Here is a 17,360-nt window from a genome sequence, read left to right as displayed (position 1 = left end):
CCGGCTGGCGCGCTTCTAGCGGTTTTCTTCAAGCTTATTGCAGGTGTCCTGATGTCTTCTCGATCATCCATCGCCGGCACCGCGCTTGACCGCCGGGCCTTTCTTCGCAATTCGGGCGTCGTTGCCGCTGGCTCCGCGCTCGCAGGACTCGTGCCGGGAGGGCGGGTTGAAGCCGCGGATACGGCGCTCACCGGAAGCGACGGCATTGAAAACGTGTTGTCCGTATGCACGCATTGTTCAGTCGGGTGCGCGGTTACCGCAGAAGTGCAGAACGGGGTCTGGATTGGTCAAGAACCCAGTTTCGACAGCCCGTTCAACCTCGGAGCGCATTGCGCGAAAGGGGCGTCAGTAAGGGAGCACGCCCACGGAGAACGCCGTCTCAGATACCCGATGAAGTTGGTTGGCGGTCGCTGGGAGCGGCTCGATTGGGACCGGGCGATCGAAGAAGTTGGCGCGGAACTTGAACGGATCCGAACAACAGCGGGGCCGGATTCGGTGTACTGGCTCGGATCAGCTAAGCACAATAACGAACAGGCCTACCTCTTCCGCAAGTTCGCAGCATTCTGGGGCACCAATAACGTCGATCATCAAGCGCGTATCTGTCATTCGACCACAGTTGCGGGCGTGGCCAATACTTGGGGCTACGGCGCAATGACGAATAGTTACAACGATATCCACAATTCCAAGTCCATTTTCTTGATCGGAGGAAATCCGGCCGAAGCGCATCCGGTCTCCATGGTGCATTTGCTGAAGGCCAAGGAAAAAGGCGCGCCATTCATCGTGGTCGACCCGCGCTTCACGCGTACTGCCGCGCACGCTGACGAGTATGTCCGCATCCGTCCGGGCTCGGACGTGGCCCTGGTCTGGGGCATGCTGTGGCACTTGTTCGAAAACGGTTGGGAGGACGAGTCCTTCATCCAGTCGCGGGTGTGGGGACTCGACCAGATCCGCGAGGAAGTCGCCCGATGGACACCGGCGGAAACCGAGCGTGTCACCGGTGTTCCGGGTGAGCAGGTTCGCCAAATCACCAAGACGATGGCAGAGAATCGACCCGGTACGGTCATCTGGTGCATGGGAGGGACCCAGCACACCACCGGGAACAACAATACCCGCGCGTACTGCATCCTCCAGTTGGCCTTGGGAAATATGGGTAAGGCCGGAGGCGGGACGAATATTTTCCGCGGTCATGACAATGTCCAGGGCGCTACCGACCTCGGGGTGCTGAGCCACACGCTGCCAGGCTATTACGGGCTCTCGGAAGGCGCATGGAAGCATTGGGCCCGGGTTTGGGGGGTATCGTACGAGACCCTGGCCACGCGCTTCTCTTCGTCGGAATTGATGCAATCGAAGGGAATCCCGGTATCCAGGTGGGTGGACGGCGTTCTCGAGGACAAGGAGAACCTGGATCAGCCCGAAACCCTCAAGGCCATGATCTTCTGGGGGCACGCGCCGAATTCCCAGACACGTCTCCCGGACATGCGTCGGGCAATGAACAAGCTTGACCTGCTGGTCGTGGTGGATCCGTATCCCACGTTGACCGCTGTGCTGCACGAACGCCAGGACGGCGTATACCTGCTTCCTGCGGCGACACAGTTCGAGACCTACGGCTCCGTCACGGCGTCGAACCGCTCACTGCAGTGGCGCGAACGAGTTGTCGAGCCACTGTTTGAATCGAAGCCCGATCACGAGATCATTTACCGGCTCGCGAAGCAACTCGAAATAGACGGGCCGCTATTCCGCAACATCGAAGTTCGAGACCACGAACCGGTCATCGAGGACATCACGCGAGAGTTCAATCGTGGCATGTGGACGATCGGGTACACCGGTCAAACGCCCGAACGTCTGCGCAAGCACATGGCCAATATGGGCACCTTTGACCGCACCACGCTCAAGGCGGAGGGTGGCCCCTGTGACGGCGAGTATTACGGGCTTCCCTGGCCCTGCTGGGGCAACGAGCAGCTGGCTCACCCGGGAACTCCCATCCTCTACGACACCTCACAGGCCGTCGCCGACGGCGGGCTGACCTTTCGAGCGCGTTTCGGTGTTTTAAGGGATGGTGAGAATCTTCTGGCAGACGGTTCATTCAGCAAGGATTCCGAAATCGAAGACGGGTATCCCGAGTTCACAATGGCGATGCTGAAGCGGCTTGGTTGGGACGGAGACCTGACAGAGGAGGAACGGGCTGTAATCGAGTCAATTGCCGGAGACAAGACCAATTGGAAGACGGATCTCTCCGGCGGGATTCAGCGGGTGGCCATACGTCACGGATGCGCTCCGTTCGGAAACGCGAAAGCCCGGGCGGTTGTCTGGAATTTCCCGGACCCGGTCCCGCTTCACCGTGAACCGCTCTACACGACGCGCCGTGATCTTGTGTCCGACTACCCCACTTACGAGGACACGCGCGGATACCGAGTCCCGGTACTTTATCGATCGATTCAGCAGCGGGACTACTCCAAGGACTATCCCATCATCCTCACGACGGGGCGGCTCGTGGAATATGAAGGGGGCGGCGACGAGAGCCGGTCAAACCCATGGCTGGCCGAATTGCAGCAGGAGATGTTCTGCGAAGTTCATCCGCGCGACGCGAATAACGCCGGCTTCCAGGATGGTGACGACATCTGGGTTGAGGGACCGGAAGGAGGGCGCGTGCTTGTCAAGGCGCTGGTAACCCGCCGGGTCGATCCAGGGGTGGCATTTATGCCGTTTCACTTCGGTGGCCGGTTCATGGGGCAAGATCTCCGTCACCGGTACCCTGAAGGCGCTGACCCGTACGTGCTCGGAGAATCGTCAAACACCATCGGTACTTACGGCTACGATTCCGTGACCCAGATGCAGGAGAGCAAGGTTACGCTCTGCCGCATCACAGCGGCCTGAGGAGGACTTCAACAATGGCCCGCATGAAGTTCCTTTGTGATGCTGATCGCTGCATTGAGTGCAACGCCTGCGTCACAGCGTGCAAGAACGAGCACGAGGTACCTTGGGGAGTAAATCGCCGGCGAGTGGTCACGATCAATGACGGGCAGCCGGGCGAGCGGTCGATTTCGACAGCCTGCATGCACTGTTCCGACGCACCCTGCATGGCGGTATGTCCGGTCGATTGCTTTTACCAGACCGATGAGGGCGTGGTACTGCATGACAAGGACCTGTGCATTGGCTGCGGTTACTGCTTCTACGCTTGTCCGTTCGGGGCCCCGCAGTATCCGCAGGCAGGTAACTTTGGTGGGCGCGGCAAGATGGACAAGTGCACATTCTGCGCCGGAGGCCCCGAGGAGGACGGGTCCGAGGAAGAATTTGCGCTATACGGCAGAAATCGCCTGGCCGAAGGAAAGCTTCCTCTTTGCGCCGAGATGTGTTCGACCAAGGCGCTGTTGGCGGGTGACGCAGACGCCGTATCGGACATTTACCGGGAGCGGGTTACGGCGCGCGGTTTCGGAGGCGGAGTTTGGGGATGGAACACGGCATACGGTTCCGATACCTGAGCTCGCTCTGCTTCATTGTCTTGGTGGCCCTTGTCGGTTGCAGGGAAAGCGAGCAGGGCCGTCGACTGGACACCGGCAAGGGAACCTACGCCGGCGCGCCTGACCAGCAGCTGAGTGCTGAAACCCGAGAGGCGTTAGGACGCCGTGCCGAATACCAGCGGTTCTGAGTGGTGATGTCGCAGCAGCTGCGCTCCTTCCTGACGGCGGTCGGCGTAATTGTCGGCTTGACCGCGGCTGGTTACGGGGCCGCCATCATGGGCGCTGCGGTCGTGATCGGCGATTCTCATGCCGTCGTCGAACAAAGCAGCAAGTCCGACGGATGGCGAGACGTCCGCACTGGTACCGCTGGCCGAGTGTCGATTCCGGATTCTCAAGCCGGGGTTCTCATACAGTCGGAAGGGGAGATTTGGCGGTCGATTCGAAACGGGCCGGTTACAGTCATAGGCGCATGGGGCATGTTCGCTACGCTGGTACTGTTGGTCCTGTTCTATGCGTGGCGTGGACGCATTTCACTGGCAGGCAAGCCGACCCGTAGGGAAGTGGTACGGTTCAACGGGATTGAACGCTTCGCCCACTGGATGACCGCAACCAGTTTCATTGTGCTCGCCCTGTCCGGCCTCAATCTGTTGTATGGCCGGTATCTCTTTATCCCCGTCATCGGTAAAGAGGCATTCGCGACCGTGACCGAGGCAGGCAAGCTCCTTCACAACTTCGTGGCTTTCCCATTCATGTTCGGCGTCGCGTTGATGGTCGTCCTCTGGGTGCGGCACAACATTCCCAGCCGGGTTGACCTGAAATGGCTTCGGCAAGGCGGCGGCCTGTTGTCGGACCGGCATCACCCCGCCGCGGACCGGTTCAATGCCGGTCAGAAGGCGATCTTCTGGATCGTGGTGCTGGGTGGGATATCCGTAAGCCTTTCCGGCCTTGCCTTGTTGCTGCCGTTCGCTTTTCCGATGTTCGGTAAGACCTTCGCCTTTCTGAATCTCTTCGGTTTCGGTTTTCCGGAAACCCTGACGTCAATGCAAGAAATGCAGCTTGCTCAACTGTGGCATTCAGTGGTGTCGTTGGGGCTGATTGTGGTCATGTTCGCACACATATACATCGGTACAATAGGCATGGAGGGGGCATTTCAGGCGATGGGAAGCGGCCGTGTAGACGCAGCATGGGCTGAACAGCACCACAGTCTCTGGGCGGCTAGCGCCGAGGAGGCGCCGGCGGAGGACGACGCTGTTCCATCCGCCGTCAGGGAGGGCCAAGGCTAGCCACAACAGAACTCTTGGGCGTTTTCAGATGCGAAGTTCGCTGACGATCAGAGGACCCAGAGCACTGCGCTGACGATCGCACGCGCAACCCCGGGCTTCGCGCGAATCATCGCCATCACGTGTTGAATGGTCGCGGACGGCGCGTGGTTGTCACCACGCCACGTTCGTCATGTGCCATGTCGCGAAGAGGCATGCCACGCGAAGAACAGGCAGAACATGCCGGCTGTTCCAAGGGTTGCATTGGAGACTTGTCTTTGAAGTTTCATCAAGTTTCGGGCGCATCGCATTTGCTGCGGCGGTTACGACATATCGATTCAGTCAGGTCTGCATCCCTCCGAAAATATCTCGCGACCGACCCGTCCGACGGGAACCGAAGCCGAATTGCTCGGCTGAGAGACGGAGTTCGTGAACTGGTCGATACCAGAGGGTTCCGCTACACGACGATGACATTGATCGTGCTGAACGCGATTGCTCTGGGTTTCGAAACATCTCCGTCGGTGATGGCAGTCGTCGGTGAGGAACTCCGTATCTTCGACCGAATCGTCATCACGATCTTTTGCATCGAGATCGGTCTTAGGATCGCCGCACGCGGGCTCCGGTTCTTTCTTGATCCCTGGGGGATCTTTGACTTCACCATTGTCGCTATCACGCTTGCTCCCGCCGCAGATTCGTTGTTGGTGCTTCGTGCCTTGCGCGTGCTCCGTGTATTGCGTGTGGTCTCGGCAATTCCTCGGCTACGGAGAGTGGTGGGTGCGCTCTTGCACGCAGTGCCAGGAGTGGCCGCAATCGGAGTGCTGCTGCTGCTGATCTTCTACGTCTATGCCGTGATAACCACCAACCTGTTTGGGCCAGCCTTTCCTGGATGGTTCGGCACGGTCGGCGATTCGATGTTTTCCCTCTTCCAGATCATGACCTTGGAGAGCTGGTCAATGGGGATCGTTCGTCCGATTCTGCAACAGTACTCATGGGCCTGGATCGTATTCGTTTCCTTCATCGTCATTTCTAGCTTTACGGTGCTCAATCTGTTCATTGCAATCGTGATTGATTCGATGCAGACCATGCACGCGGAGGAACGTACCGCCGCATCGATGCCAGCGGAGAACGAGGCCGCGGAACCGGACACAGTGCTTCAGGAACTGCGGTCGCTGCGCAAAGAGTTTGCCGATTTTCGCGACGCGCACCGCAAGTAATTGCAGCGGGAGAGGGGATACGCGGCTAGAAGAGCAGGCCTGCAGCCCAGTCGGGCCCATGCAGAGACGCGCGGCGGTGCCTACAGGCGTACGTGTGTGCCGACTCTCGCGTCCTGACCGTAACAATCCGCCCAACTCGGCAACGTTATTGCAGTGAGAAGAGCTATCGCGCCAGTGGCGAACAATGCTACCAGAAATGCCTTCATTAGCATTCTCCAGCAAATCGGTTCATGACGAGCTAAATGTATCTTGCACGTATTGGATGGCTTCCGCCACCATGGCCGAAAGGAGACCGACATGGACGAAGAAACACTCAATCGGAGCCTGCGCCGTTTTCTGAAGACGCTTGGTGTCAACGCCCAACGTGAAATTGAGACCGCCATTCGTTCGGCCGCTACCGCCCAGCGGCTGCCTGAACAGCCGCTTAAGGCAACTGCCGAAATTCATATTCCGGAAATTGATTTCCGCTTCGAACTCAATGCCGTTATCCAGTCTTCGTAATTCACATGCCTAAAGAGCGTCACGTGACCGGACTACCGGAGTGCTCTGGCCAAGACCCGTCCGGGGAGTTCCTGATCGCTCCCAGCCCTGACGATCCGAATCTGACGCGGGAGGTCTCAGGGATCGATCACGAAGGTCGGCGAGTGACGGCGTTCGTGGTTGCCGAACGGCCGTTGACCATCTTCCTCAATGACCAGGAAATCGTGACGGCCATGACCGTCGGTGAGCATCCTGAACTGCTGGCCGTTGGGTACCTCGTGAATCAAACGATGCTCCATAGGGACGACACCATCAACTCGGTGGAATACGACGAAGAAGGTGAAGCGGTGGTCGTACGAACGGAACGCACGACTGACTACGAAGAAATGATGCGTCATCGCATCCGCACATCCGGTTGCGCGGTGGGGACAATCTTCGGGCAGGTAATGGAGTGTTTTGAAGAAGCCGAGCTGGATCCGGATGTCCGGTTTCCGACCTCCGCACTTTATTCCCTTAGTCGAAAGATCACTCTGCAGCCCTCCCTGTATCTCAAATCCGGCGCGATTCATGGCTGCGCGCTCTGCGACGGAGAACGGGTGCTGCTGTATGTCGAAGATGTTGGTCGGCATAACGCCGCGGACATGATTGCCGGGTGGCTGTGGATCAATCGCGTCGACGCCTCGCGAATGCTGCTCTATACGACCGGACGCCTAACCAGTGAGATGGTCATCAAGACGGTGCAAATGGGAATCCCAGCCCTGGTATCGCGATCAGGATTTACGGCCCAGGGCGTAGAGCTTGCCGAACGGGCCAATCTGACGTTGGTTGGCCGGGTGCGTGGCCGGCGATTTCTGGCGCTGGCAGGAATCCAACGCCTGGTTCTCGATGTCGATCCAGCAAAGGTGCCCGACGATCCACCAACCAGTATTCGAAAGGGCGCGGTCCCCCAATAATGTCGGCCGTAGTCCACGTCGGCGCCCTGCTGGCGGGCGGGCAAGGCAGGCGCCTGGGTCGTGGTGACAAGGGATTGGTCCGCGTAGGCGATCGTCCCATGATCGCGCGGGCCCACGATTGCCTGGCTCCTCAAGTCGATCGAATTGTGATCAATGCCAACGGCAATCCGGAGCGGTTTCAATTCCTGAATTCTCCGGTTGTGCCAGACGGCTTTGCTGACGAGGGAGGTGCGGGTCCTCTGGCAGGCATACACGCGGTGCTTGCCTGGTCAACGCGCGAAGCCGGCTCTACGGCGCTGGTCACAACTGTTCCTGTCGATGCCCCGTTTCTACCGGCAAACCTTGTCACCCGTCTTGCCGAAGCTCGAAATTCGACGGGAGCATCGATCTCGATTGCCGGTTCCGGTGGTCGCCAGCACCCGGTCGTTGCGTGCTGGCCTGTCTCAGTTCTTGCCGACCTTGGGCAGGCCTTGGCCGACGGCATCAGAAAGATCGATGCGTTCACTTCGAATTTCCGCGTCGCCGTCGTCGAGTGGGACATCACGACCGTGGATCCGTTCTTCAACGTCAATACAGTGGAAGATCTTCGAGAGGCGGACTTGTTCGTAACTGGCTCGCAAACGATGACGGACTGACACACTCGACGAGCGGACCGTGGACGCGCGGATCCTTGATGGATTGTCGACAAACAGGCTTCCGAAGGGGTGGGGACGGCGAGGTTGCGACCACGGTGATGGTCACCCGGGCAACCGCGTCTCGCCACGTGGAACGGCGTACGCTGCACCGGCGACGACCAGCGGGTGCCGGGCGATCCCGCTTGGTCAGTACGGGGCCGATTGACGTCAAGACCACGCCGGTGGATGAGATGCCCGAGCAAGGTGATGCCGGCAATGGATGTCTTGGTGGTGTCATCTGCTCATCGGTGAATGTGAATTCCCCACTTATACTGCCGGGCAAATTGGAAGCGATGGAACCGGAGGATCGGCGCGTGTCGAAGCTCGCACTTATGGACGGGATGGAGCGTCTGGGTACCGAGAGCGCATTTGTTGTACTCGGCCGTGCAGCCGAACTTGAACGGCAAGGTAAGGACGTCATCAATCTAGGCATCGGGCAACCAGATTTCCGGACTCCCGGCCACATCGTCGAAGCGGCCGTCGCGGCGTTGCGGGATGGGCATCACGGGTACACGCCAGCCAACGGGATCCTTCCGCTTCGGGAGGCGGTGGCCGCCGACATTTCCGCCCGCCGTAAAGTCGAGGCGAATCCCGACCACGTGGTGATCGTTCCGGGGGGCAAGGTGACCATGTGGCACGCGATTCTCATGTTTGGCGCGCCCGGCCGGGAAATCATGTACCCAAACCCGGGATTTCCCATCTACGAATCTGCGATTCGATTTACCGGCGCGACACCCGTGCCGATCGCGCTAGCGGAGGCGGACGGATTTGCATTCGATCCCGACGAAGTGCTTGGACAGATAACGGCGAAGACGCGACTGATCATTGTCAACAGTCCCGCCAATCCAACCGGAGGCGTGATCCCAGTTCCAGTGCTCGATCGACTAGCAGAAGGGCTCGCCGATCATCCCCACGTGGCCATTCTTTCCGACGAGATCTATTCGCGAATCGTGTATCCGGGCTCCGAGTTTGCATCGATGCTGCGCTACTCTCATCTGCGTGACCGTCTCATCATGCTGGATGGATGGTCCAAGACCTACGCCATGACAGGCTGGCGGATCGGATATGCGATTTGGCCGGAAGCGCTCGTTGAGCACGCGGTACGATTGAACATCAACTCAGTCAGTTGTACCAACGCCGCCACTCAGCATGCGGCAATTGCTGCGCTGGAAGGTCCCCAGGACGATGTCGACGCGATGGTCACCGCATTTGCCGAACGTCGCGAGGTGTTGATCGAAGAGGTCAAGACACTTCCCGGGTTGCGGATGATTCGCCCAGAGGGCGCGTTCTACGCCATGCCCAACGTCGAAGGTACTGGCATCCCGGCATTGGAATTGCAGGATCGCCTGCTGGAGGAGTTGCACATCGCGACGGTGGCTGGAACCAGCTTCGGTGCGATGGGCGAGGGTTACATCCGTTTGAGCTACGCTGCGGGCGTCGACGAGATCCGCTCGGCCATGAAACGAATTCGCGAGTTGGCTTTAGCTGAGGGATGGGGCCACCACTAGTGCAAAAGGTCGCGGAACTGGTACCGGAGCGGACTTCGAAGATTTCCAACAAGTTCCAGCTGATCGCGGACGTGGATCCAGCTGGAGACCAACCGAAGGCAATCGCGGAACTCGTTGATGGCCTAACGCAGGGTCGACGCGAGCAAGTACTTCTGGGCGTTACCGGTTCCGGCAAGACCTTCACGATGGCGAACGTCATTCATCAGCTGCAGCGCACGGCACTGATTCTTGCCCACAACAAGACCTTGGCGGCACAGCTGTATGGCGAGATGAAGTCGCTGTTCCCCCACAACGCCGTCGAGTACTTCGTCTCGTACTACGACTACTACCAGCCCGAAGCCTATGTCCCCCGAACGGACACATACATAGAAAAAGACGCTTCGATCAACGAACACATCGATCGCATGCGCCATGCGGCAACCCGGGCTCTTTTTGAGCAAAGCCACGTCGTCATTGTTGCGAGCGTTTCATGTATTTACGGGATAGGGCCGCTCGAAACCTATACGCGAATGATCATCGAACTGAGGACCGGTGGTCGTGTCGAACGGAATGCGCTCCTTGCCCGCTTGGTCGAATTGCATTACCGCAGAAACGACATGAACCTGGTTCGGGGGACGTTCCGTGCTCGAGGAGACACGATCGAAATCTTTCCGGCCCATCTTGAAGACCGTGCATGGCGGGTTGATCTCTTCGGCGAGACGGTCGAGCGACTTTCCGAGTTCGACCCTCTGACCGGAGAACGCACCGCCACAATGGACGAGGTGCGCATATACGCGAACAGCCACTACGTCACACCGAAGCCGACCCTTGCACAAGCTATTGAGCGGATTCGGGTTGAACTTGCTGAGCGATTGTCGGAACTGGAGGGGTCGGGGAAACTGCTTGAACGTCAGCGTTTGGAAGAACGGACCAATTTCGACCTGGAAATGATGGCAGCAACCGGAAGTTGTGCAGGCATCGAGAATTACTCCCGCTATCTGACGGGGCGGCGCCCCGGGGAGCCACCACCCACATTGTTTGAGTATTTGCCGGAGAATTCGATCTTGTTCGTGGATGAAAGCCACGTCACGGTCCCCCAGCTGCGTGGAATGTTTCGAGGGGACTTTAACCGCAAGACAACGCTGGCTACTCACGGTTTCAGGCTCCCGTCGTGCGTTGACAACCGTCCGCTGAAATTCGAGGAATGGGATGCAATGCGGCCCGCTACCGTGCTGGTGTCCGCGACACCCGGTCCATGGGAACTCGAGCACACTGGCGGCAGAGCGGTCGAACAGGTGATTCGGCCAACCGGCCTGGTGGATCCGGAGTGTGAGGTCCGTCCGGCAGGCAATCAGGTCGATGATCTGCTAGGGGAGGCGCGCGCCGTCGCCGAGCAGGGCGGCCGTGTGCTCGTTACCACCCTCACCAAGCGCATGGCCGAGAATTTGACCGAATACCTGGAAGAAGCCGGCCTCCGAGTTCGTTACCTGCACTCCGACGTCGATACGCTGGAACGAATCGAAATTATTCGCGACCTTCGGCGCGGTGTGTTCGATATCCTGGTCGGTATCAACCTCCTACGAGAAGGGCTGGACATTCCCGAATGTGCGCTGGTTGCCATTCTCGATGCCGACAAGGAAGGATTCCTGCGATCTCGGACGTCCCTAATTCAAACGATTGGACGAGCGGCACGGAATATAGACGGCCGGGTCGTCCTGTACGCCGATCAGGAGACTGATTCGCTCAAGGGGGCTTTGGAGGAGACGCGCCGGCGCAGGGAACTGCAGATGCAGTGGAATCGTGCTCACGGAATTCAGGCAGAAACGGTGAGGAAGGAGATCGCTGATGTATTGGGCAGCATTCATGAGCAGGATCACGTAACGGTAGAAATCAGCCCCGAAGTTCCGCATCGCATCGGGCACAACAGGGAAGCCTACGAAGCCGAACTGGAAGAACGCATGCATCAGCACGCCGCTGCGCTTGAGTTCGAAGAAGCTGCGTTAGTACGCGATGAGCTGAAGGCACTTCGGGACAACGAACTGGGGTTGTCTCCAAGCGTGGCGCCCAGATCGCCGCCACGGCGGCGGCGGACCGTCGGGAATTCCGGCCGAGCCCGTTCAAGGCGTCATTGACATGGGCAGCGATTCTGGACGAGGAATGGCCTTGGTGACCGGGGGAGGCCGCCGCATCGGCGCAGCATTGGTGAGGGCGCTTGCACGGCTTGGATACCCGGTCGCGATACATCACATGCGCTCAGGAAATGCGGCGGCAAGACTCGTCAAGGAGATAACAGATAGCGGAGGCGTAGCCCACGCGTTCTCTGCGGACTTGCGATCGGACGAAGCTGCACAACAGCTATTGCGGGCGGCAACGCAACAGCTTGGTCCTTGTACGATCTTGGTCAACAATGCTTCGCATTTTGCCCACGACACACTGCTTACCGGAACTCGGACGTCCTGGGACGATCATCTCGAGCTAAACCTCAGGGCTCCCATGGTACTTAGCCGTGTGTTTGCAGACCTGCTGCCTGCATCCACATCTGGCCTGATCGTCAATCTGCTGGACCCCAGAGTTTGGACCGTGACACCGCACTACCTTTCATACAGTGTGAGCCGAGCAGGCCTCTGGGCCGCAACCCGCATCCTTGCCCTGGAATTGGCCCCGCGAATTCGTGTCAATGCGATCGGCCCCGGGCCGACGCTGTCCAGCCAGTCCGAAGGAGAGGCCGGCTTCCATGCCACACGCAACCGACTGCCTTTGTCGCCTGGCCCTTCGCCGGAAGATATTTCTGACGCGCTGGTCTACTTGGTCGGCGCGAAATCAGTTACCGGGCAGATGATCGCACCGGACGGAGGCCAGCATCTTGGGTGGCTTCACCCCGCTCCAGATGAGCCGGTCCGTGGCTGATTCCCGCACACTTCTTGTTCAGGGTTTGGAAGTCGAATGCCTGATTGGCGTTCATCGGCACGAACGCAGCAGCGTGCAGCGTGTCCTTGTTGACGTCGAGCTGGAGGTCAAACCCAATCGACATGGTGACGACCTCAAACAGGTCGTCAGTTACGAGGACGTGGTAGCGGCCATCCGACGCCTGGCGGCAGCCGGCCATATCCAGTTGGTCGAGACACTTGCCGACCGTGTCGCCACCTGCTGCCTCAGTTTTGACGGAGCAGTCAGCGTCAATGTCACGGTGCTAAAACCGGACGTGCTCCCCAATGCAGCCGCGTTGGGGGTAAGGGTACGGCAGACTCGTTGAAGGCTCATCGTCCAAGATGCAAGCGCTACCAACCTGTAGTTGCAGGCGTTTTATTCACAAGAAGTATGTTTCGTGCTGCGACTGACCAACCGGAGACACCAATTCGGCAGTCGCAGCTTGATGGAGAATTGGGAATAGCGGATAAGTTTTGTAATTCAATCAGTTAGAATCTCATGAGCGTACTTGAGAATCGCGCTTTCCAAGCAGTTTATCCATTAGACACAAGCGATTGAGCGGGCCACGGTGAGTTTTTCCACAGGGTTTTCCACAATACCAGTTCAGCATTAAATCGAGGGGAGCGGTTGATCGCTCGCTTTCGGCAAGTCAAAGTCAGGCATGGAACCGCGAACACCTGGTCCTTTGAAACACTTGAATCCATCCGGTCCATCTGACGCCAGCCCGAATGGAAGCGGGCAAAGCGACCTGCAGATCGGAGCGGAAGTGGTGCGCGCCGCGGCGCGCTCACTCCCCGCCCGACCCGGCGTCTACCAGATGGAAGCGGCAGACCGGGAAGTGCTGTACGTGGGGAAGGCACGTGTGCTGCGGAACCGGGTGGCTACGTACTCGTCAGTCCAGCGTTTGCCGATCCGTCTTCGGCGGATGATCGCACAGGTCAGACATATCGAGTTCACAGTGACGGAACACGAAGCCGAGGCGTTATTGCTAGAGGCCAATCGAATCAAGAAGCTTCGGCCTCGATACAACATCCTCTTGCGGGATGACAAATCTTATCCTTACATCCACCTTCGTACAGATCACGCATGGCCGCAACTCCTGAAACATCGAGGACGCAAGCGAAGGGACGGACACTATTTCGGGCCATTTGCCTCTGTCCGAGCTGTCAACGTAACCTTGAACGCCCTCCAGCGCGCCTTTCCGTTGCGCACTTGTACCGATAGGGAATTTGAGGCGCGTGACCGACCCTGTCTCCAATATCAGATCCGCCGCTGTTCCGCCCCTTGCGTCGGGAGGGTGGGAGATTCCGAGTATGCCGGCTTCGTCGAACAGCTGAGGCGTTTCCTGGGCGGCGGCGGTAAGGAAGTTCAGGCATCCCTACGCTCCGCAATGGATCGTGCCAGTGCCGATCTAGAGTTCGAACGTGCCGCGGTCCTGCGAGATCGGATCCAGGCATTGAATACGATTCAGACTGCTCGCGGCGGCGATTTGCAACATGTGGGCGATGCGGACGTTTTCGCCGTTGCAGAACAGGGCGGGCAGATTGCCGTCCAAGTGTTCTTTTTCCGCGGCGGCAGCAACTTTGGCAATCGCACGCATTTCCCGATGCATGGCAAGGAGATTCCTCCTGCCACGGTGCTGGGGGCCTTCATTTCACAGTTTTATGACACCCAGGCACCGCCGAAGACCCTGCTGCTCAACGACAAGGTTCCGGACATGGAACTGTTGGCAGAGGCGCTTTCCATCAAGGTGGGGCGGCGTGTTGCAATCCTTGTCCCGCAACGAGGCGATAAACGACAGGCAGTGCGCGCCGGCGAAGACAACGCGAAAGCCGCATTGGCTCGCCGCATCTCCGAACGTTCCAATCAGCTGGAACTGCTGGATGCCTTGGTGGAGGTTTTCGGTTTGCCGCACGCACCACGCCGCGTTGAGGTCTTCGACAACAGTCATCTGCAGGGAACGCACCCGGTGGGCGCAATGATCGTCGCCGGACCGGATGGCTTTGCGAAAGCCTCCTATCGCCGGTTCAATGTCCGAAATGCCGACCCAAGTGATGACTACGCGATGATGAGGGAAGTACTGCTGAGGCGCTTTAAGAGGCTCCAGCGCGAGGATCCAGACCGGAGCAAGGGCCAATGGCCGGACCTCGTTCTGATTGACGGAGGCGCAGGTCATCGCAGTGCCGCGGTCGGGGCGTTGGCAGAAGTCGGAAGCCGCGGGCCTGCGGTCGTCGGCGTTGCCAAGGGGCCGGACCGCAATGCAGGACGGGAGCTCTTCTACGCTGGTTTTGAGCGCCCGATCTCGCTAGCCACGGATGACCCGGTACTGTATTTCCTGCAGCGACTTCGCGACGAAGCGCATCGGTTCGCGATCGAAGGACATCGTGCTCGCCGGCTGCGCGCCGGAATCCAGTCGGAGCTGGATCAATTGCCAGGTATCGGGCCGCGCCGCAAGCGGGCGCTGATCTTGCATTTCGGCTCGCTTCGGGCAATTCGAGATGCGACATTCGCCGAATTGCTGCAGGTAGAAGGCATCAGTGCAACAGTGGCCCGCACCATCCACGATCATTTCTCTAGCGATGTCTGAAGCCAACACGTTGAATGCGGCCCTGCTCGTGACCTGTGCACGTATCGTGCTGGTAGTCCCTTTCGTTGCGTGCTTCTATCTGCCTGGGCCCTGGGGGATTTGGGGAGCCGGCAGCATATTCGTCATCGCAGGCATCAGTGATGCACTGGATGGATGGATCGCCCGACGCCTGAACATGGTGACCGAGCTCGGGGCGATCCTAGATCCGGTTGCGGACAAGGTCATGCATGCCGCGGCACTGATCATGCTGGCTGCAGATGGACGCGTTCCGGCGCTGGCCGCAGCAGTCTTGATTGCCCGCGACTTCCTGGTGGGCGGCTTGCGGCAAATGGAAGAGGGCAGGGGAGCCTTGGCGGTCTCACCGGTTGCCAAAGCCAAGACAGCATTGCAGTTTCTTGCCCTGAGCACGATTTTGCTGGCGCCGGCCATAGCGACGGCCGAATGGCTTATCACCGCCGGATTGGGGCTCCTGTGGAGCAGCGTTGCACTTAGCATCTGGAGTGGCAGTCTCTACACATTGCGCTTCGTCCGTGCCCTGAACTCGGATCGGACTTGACGCCCGCGCCTGCGCCACACGAGCATTGGGATCCCATTGGACCGCCTTCTAGAATGCTGGAGCGCGCAAGTCCGCACTTCTGCAAACCATGAAAAGCACGCGGTCCCTAGCCTTGACGCCATCGCAACTGGCCATCGCGAGGAATGATGCTGGAACGAGTTACGCCCAAGTACCGCATCCCGCGCACCGTGTTCTCTGGTCGCGCCGAAACCGAGGGCGACGGGATTGAAGTCAGACGCCTGATCGGCGTTCCGGAACTCGACATGGTCGACCCGTTCCTGCTGCTAGATGTGTTCTCAGTGAACCCTCAAGAGGGCCGGAGTGCGGGGGTTCCGCCGCATCCGCATCGTGGGTTCGAGACCGTAACGTACTTGCTCGCGGGCCAGATCCGGCACGTCGACAGCGCTGGACACGAAAGCTTGTTGCAGTCCGGGGGCGTGCAGTGGATGACCGCTGGCCGCGGCGTGGTGCATTCGGAAATGCCGGAAACCACCGCAGGTTCGGTGGCCGGCTTTCAACTCTGGGTAAATCTGCCGAGATCCCACAAGATGACAGATGCCAGTTACCAAGAGTTTGACTCTGATGAAATCCCGGTTGAAGAAAGAGGGAGTCAAGTAACGGTCAAGGTGATTGCGGGCACAACGGGGAGGGGTACCACCGGACCGGTCCGCCAGCCGCTGACCGAACCACGCTACTTTGACTTTGACTTGGGCGCTGGGGCTGCGGTCGTGGAACCAGTCCCGAGTGATCACAACGCGTTCATCTACATGATCAATGGTTCACTCGAGTTTCCTGGCGACGATCTGAGCGTGCATCCACTCGGCGGCGAGACGTTCGCGGTACTTTCCCACGGTACGGAGCTTCGCGTGTCAGCAGGAGCAGACGGAGCCCGGTTCCTGTTAGTCTCCGGACGACCGCTTCGTGAGACGGTTGCGCGCAGCGGCGGGTTTGTTATGAACACGCTGTCGGAAGTTCATGCTGCCCAAGAAGATTTTCGCCGTGGCCGACTGGCAGGCTAGAGCGCGTTCCGTGGAAGTACTCTATTTCGCGTGGGTGCGTGACCGCGTTGGGACGGCCCGGGAGCACGTGAATCCACCGGACACGGTGACCACGGTGGGCGAGCTCGCGCTGTGGCTTGCCACCCAAAGCAAGGAACATGCTGAAGCGTTCCGGGACAGCGAAGTCCTCCGGGCAGCTGTCAATCACGAGCACGTCTCGTTTGCCCATCCGATAGCCACGGGTGATGAAGTAGCTTTCTTCCCGCCCATGACCGGGGGATGATGTAGTGATTCGTGTTCAGGGCGGCGATTTCGAACCGGGGGCTGAAATCGACCAACTGTTGGATGGGCACACCGCAATCGGCGGCGTGGCGAGCTTTATCGGAGTGGTCCGGGACGATCCCGAGAACGGTCCAGCGCTGCGGGCGATGACCCTGGAGCACTACCCCGGCATGACTGAGCGCATGCTCGCGGCCATCGAACAGGAGGCGAACCAGCGCTGGGACCTGTGCGCGAGTCTCATCGTCCACCGATACGGTCGCATGGTACCTGGGGACCGCATCGTGCTCGTGGTAACGGCCGCTCGCCACCGGCAGGCAGCCCTGGAGAGTTGCCAGTTTCTGATCGACTGGCTGAAGACCAAGGCTCCTTTCTGGAAACGCGAAGAAACCGAGGATGGTGAACGTTGGGTGCAGGCCCAGGCTCGAGACGACGTCGCTGCGGCGAAGTGGCAGGTTGAACCGTCAATCAGCTGATACCATTCGAT

Annotated in this window: 17 protein-coding genes; all 17 read left to right on the top strand. The window is 59.2% G+C overall.

What is annotated here, in order from left to right:
* The first annotated feature begins 51 nt into the window (after window positions 1–51).
* The 17 genes from OXH60_00535 (at window position 52) to OXH60_00455 (ending at window position 17,349) form a co-directional block, all read left to right on the top strand.
* On the top strand, window positions 52–2,874 hold the full coding sequence (locus OXH60_00535; GenBank protein MDE0710606.1) for a formate dehydrogenase subunit alpha: 2,823 nt from the start codon (window positions 52–54) through the stop codon (window positions 2,872–2,874).
* A gap of 14 nt (window positions 2,875–2,888) precedes the next feature.
* Entirely contained in the window at window positions 2,889–3,479 is a 591-nt protein-coding gene (gene fdh3B / locus OXH60_00530) for a formate dehydrogenase FDH3 subunit beta (protein MDE0710605.1), read from the top strand.
* Window positions 3,449–3,646 (top strand): hypothetical protein, encoded by a 198-nt coding sequence (locus OXH60_00525; GenBank protein MDE0710604.1) that lies wholly within the window; start codon window positions 3,449–3,451, stop codon window positions 3,644–3,646. Before fdh3B ends, OXH60_00525 begins: the two co-directional genes overlap by 31 nt.
* Before the next feature lie 6 nt (window positions 3,647–3,652).
* Window positions 3,653–4,741, top strand: coding sequence for a formate dehydrogenase subunit gamma (locus OXH60_00520; GenBank protein MDE0710603.1), 1,089 nt, complete (start codon window positions 3,653–3,655; stop codon window positions 4,739–4,741).
* Between the two features lie 254 nt (window positions 4,742–4,995).
* Window positions 4,996–5,931: an ion transporter gene (locus OXH60_00515; protein MDE0710602.1), complete on the top strand. Its 936-nt coding sequence runs from the start codon at window positions 4,996–4,998 to the stop codon at window positions 5,929–5,931.
* A 297-nt stretch (window positions 5,932–6,228) separates the two neighbouring features.
* Window positions 6,229–6,432, top strand: coding sequence for a DUF6494 family protein (locus OXH60_00510; GenBank protein ID MDE0710601.1), 204 nt, complete (start codon window positions 6,229–6,231; stop codon window positions 6,430–6,432).
* 5 nt (window positions 6,433–6,437) lie between these two features.
* Entirely contained in the window at window positions 6,438–7,364 is a 927-nt protein-coding gene (locus OXH60_00505) for a formate dehydrogenase accessory sulfurtransferase FdhD (GenBank protein ID MDE0710600.1), read from the top strand.
* Window positions 7,364–7,999 carry a molybdenum cofactor guanylyltransferase MobA gene (gene mobA, locus OXH60_00500; protein MDE0710599.1) on the top strand — a complete coding sequence of 212 codons (636 nt, stop codon included), beginning with the start codon at window positions 7,364–7,366 and terminating at the stop codon, window positions 7,997–7,999. The genes OXH60_00505 and mobA overlap by 1 nt, the downstream gene beginning before the upstream one ends.
* A gap of 353 nt (window positions 8,000–8,352) precedes the next feature.
* A complete protein-coding gene (locus OXH60_00495; GenBank protein ID MDE0710598.1) occupies window positions 8,353–9,546 on the top strand; it encodes an aminotransferase class I/II-fold pyridoxal phosphate-dependent enzyme in 1,194 nt (397 codons plus the stop codon).
* A 41-nt stretch (window positions 9,547–9,587) separates the two neighbouring features.
* Window positions 9,588–11,657: an excinuclease ABC subunit UvrB gene (uvrB, locus tag OXH60_00490; GenBank protein MDE0710597.1), complete on the top strand. Its 2,070-nt coding sequence runs from the start codon at window positions 9,588–9,590 to the stop codon at window positions 11,655–11,657.
* Window position 11,658: 1 nt separating this feature from the next.
* Window positions 11,659–12,432 (top strand): SDR family oxidoreductase, encoded by a 774-nt coding sequence (locus tag OXH60_00485; GenBank protein MDE0710596.1) that lies wholly within the window; start codon window positions 11,659–11,661, stop codon window positions 12,430–12,432.
* Window positions 12,425–12,778, top strand: a complete 354-nt coding sequence (locus tag OXH60_00480; protein MDE0710595.1) for a dihydroneopterin aldolase — start codon at window positions 12,425–12,427, stop codon at window positions 12,776–12,778. Before OXH60_00485 ends, OXH60_00480 begins: the two co-directional genes overlap by 8 nt.
* Window positions 12,779–13,114: 336 nt before the next feature.
* Window positions 13,115–15,040, top strand: a complete 1,926-nt coding sequence (uvrC, locus tag OXH60_00475; GenBank protein MDE0710594.1) for an excinuclease ABC subunit UvrC — start codon at window positions 13,115–13,117, stop codon at window positions 15,038–15,040.
* Complete coding sequence (pgsA, locus tag OXH60_00470) at window positions 15,033–15,596, top strand: CDP-diacylglycerol--glycerol-3-phosphate 3-phosphatidyltransferase (GenBank protein MDE0710593.1); 564 nt, start codon at window positions 15,033–15,035, stop codon at window positions 15,594–15,596. The genes uvrC and pgsA overlap by 8 nt, the downstream gene beginning before the upstream one ends.
* Window positions 15,597–15,742: 146 nt before the next feature.
* Window positions 15,743–16,615: a pirin family protein gene (locus OXH60_00465; protein MDE0710592.1), complete on the top strand. Its 873-nt coding sequence runs from the start codon at window positions 15,743–15,745 to the stop codon at window positions 16,613–16,615.
* Window positions 16,616–16,625: 10 nt separating this feature from the next.
* Window positions 16,626–16,877 (top strand): molybdopterin converting factor subunit 1, encoded by a 252-nt coding sequence (gene moaD / locus OXH60_00460; protein MDE0710591.1) that lies wholly within the window; start codon window positions 16,626–16,628, stop codon window positions 16,875–16,877.
* A 4-nt stretch (window positions 16,878–16,881) separates the two neighbouring features.
* Entirely contained in the window at window positions 16,882–17,349 is a 468-nt protein-coding gene (locus OXH60_00455) for a molybdenum cofactor biosynthesis protein MoaE (protein ID MDE0710590.1), read from the top strand.
* The last annotated feature ends 11 nt before the right edge of the window (window positions 17,350–17,360 follow it).

Source organism: Rhodospirillales bacterium, from assembly GCA_028824295.1.
GTDB lineage: Bacteria > Pseudomonadota > Alphaproteobacteria > TMED109 > TMED109 > VXPW01.
The sequence above is the reverse complement of the archived record's forward strand: the minus strand, read 5'-3'. Positions and strand labels throughout refer to the sequence as shown.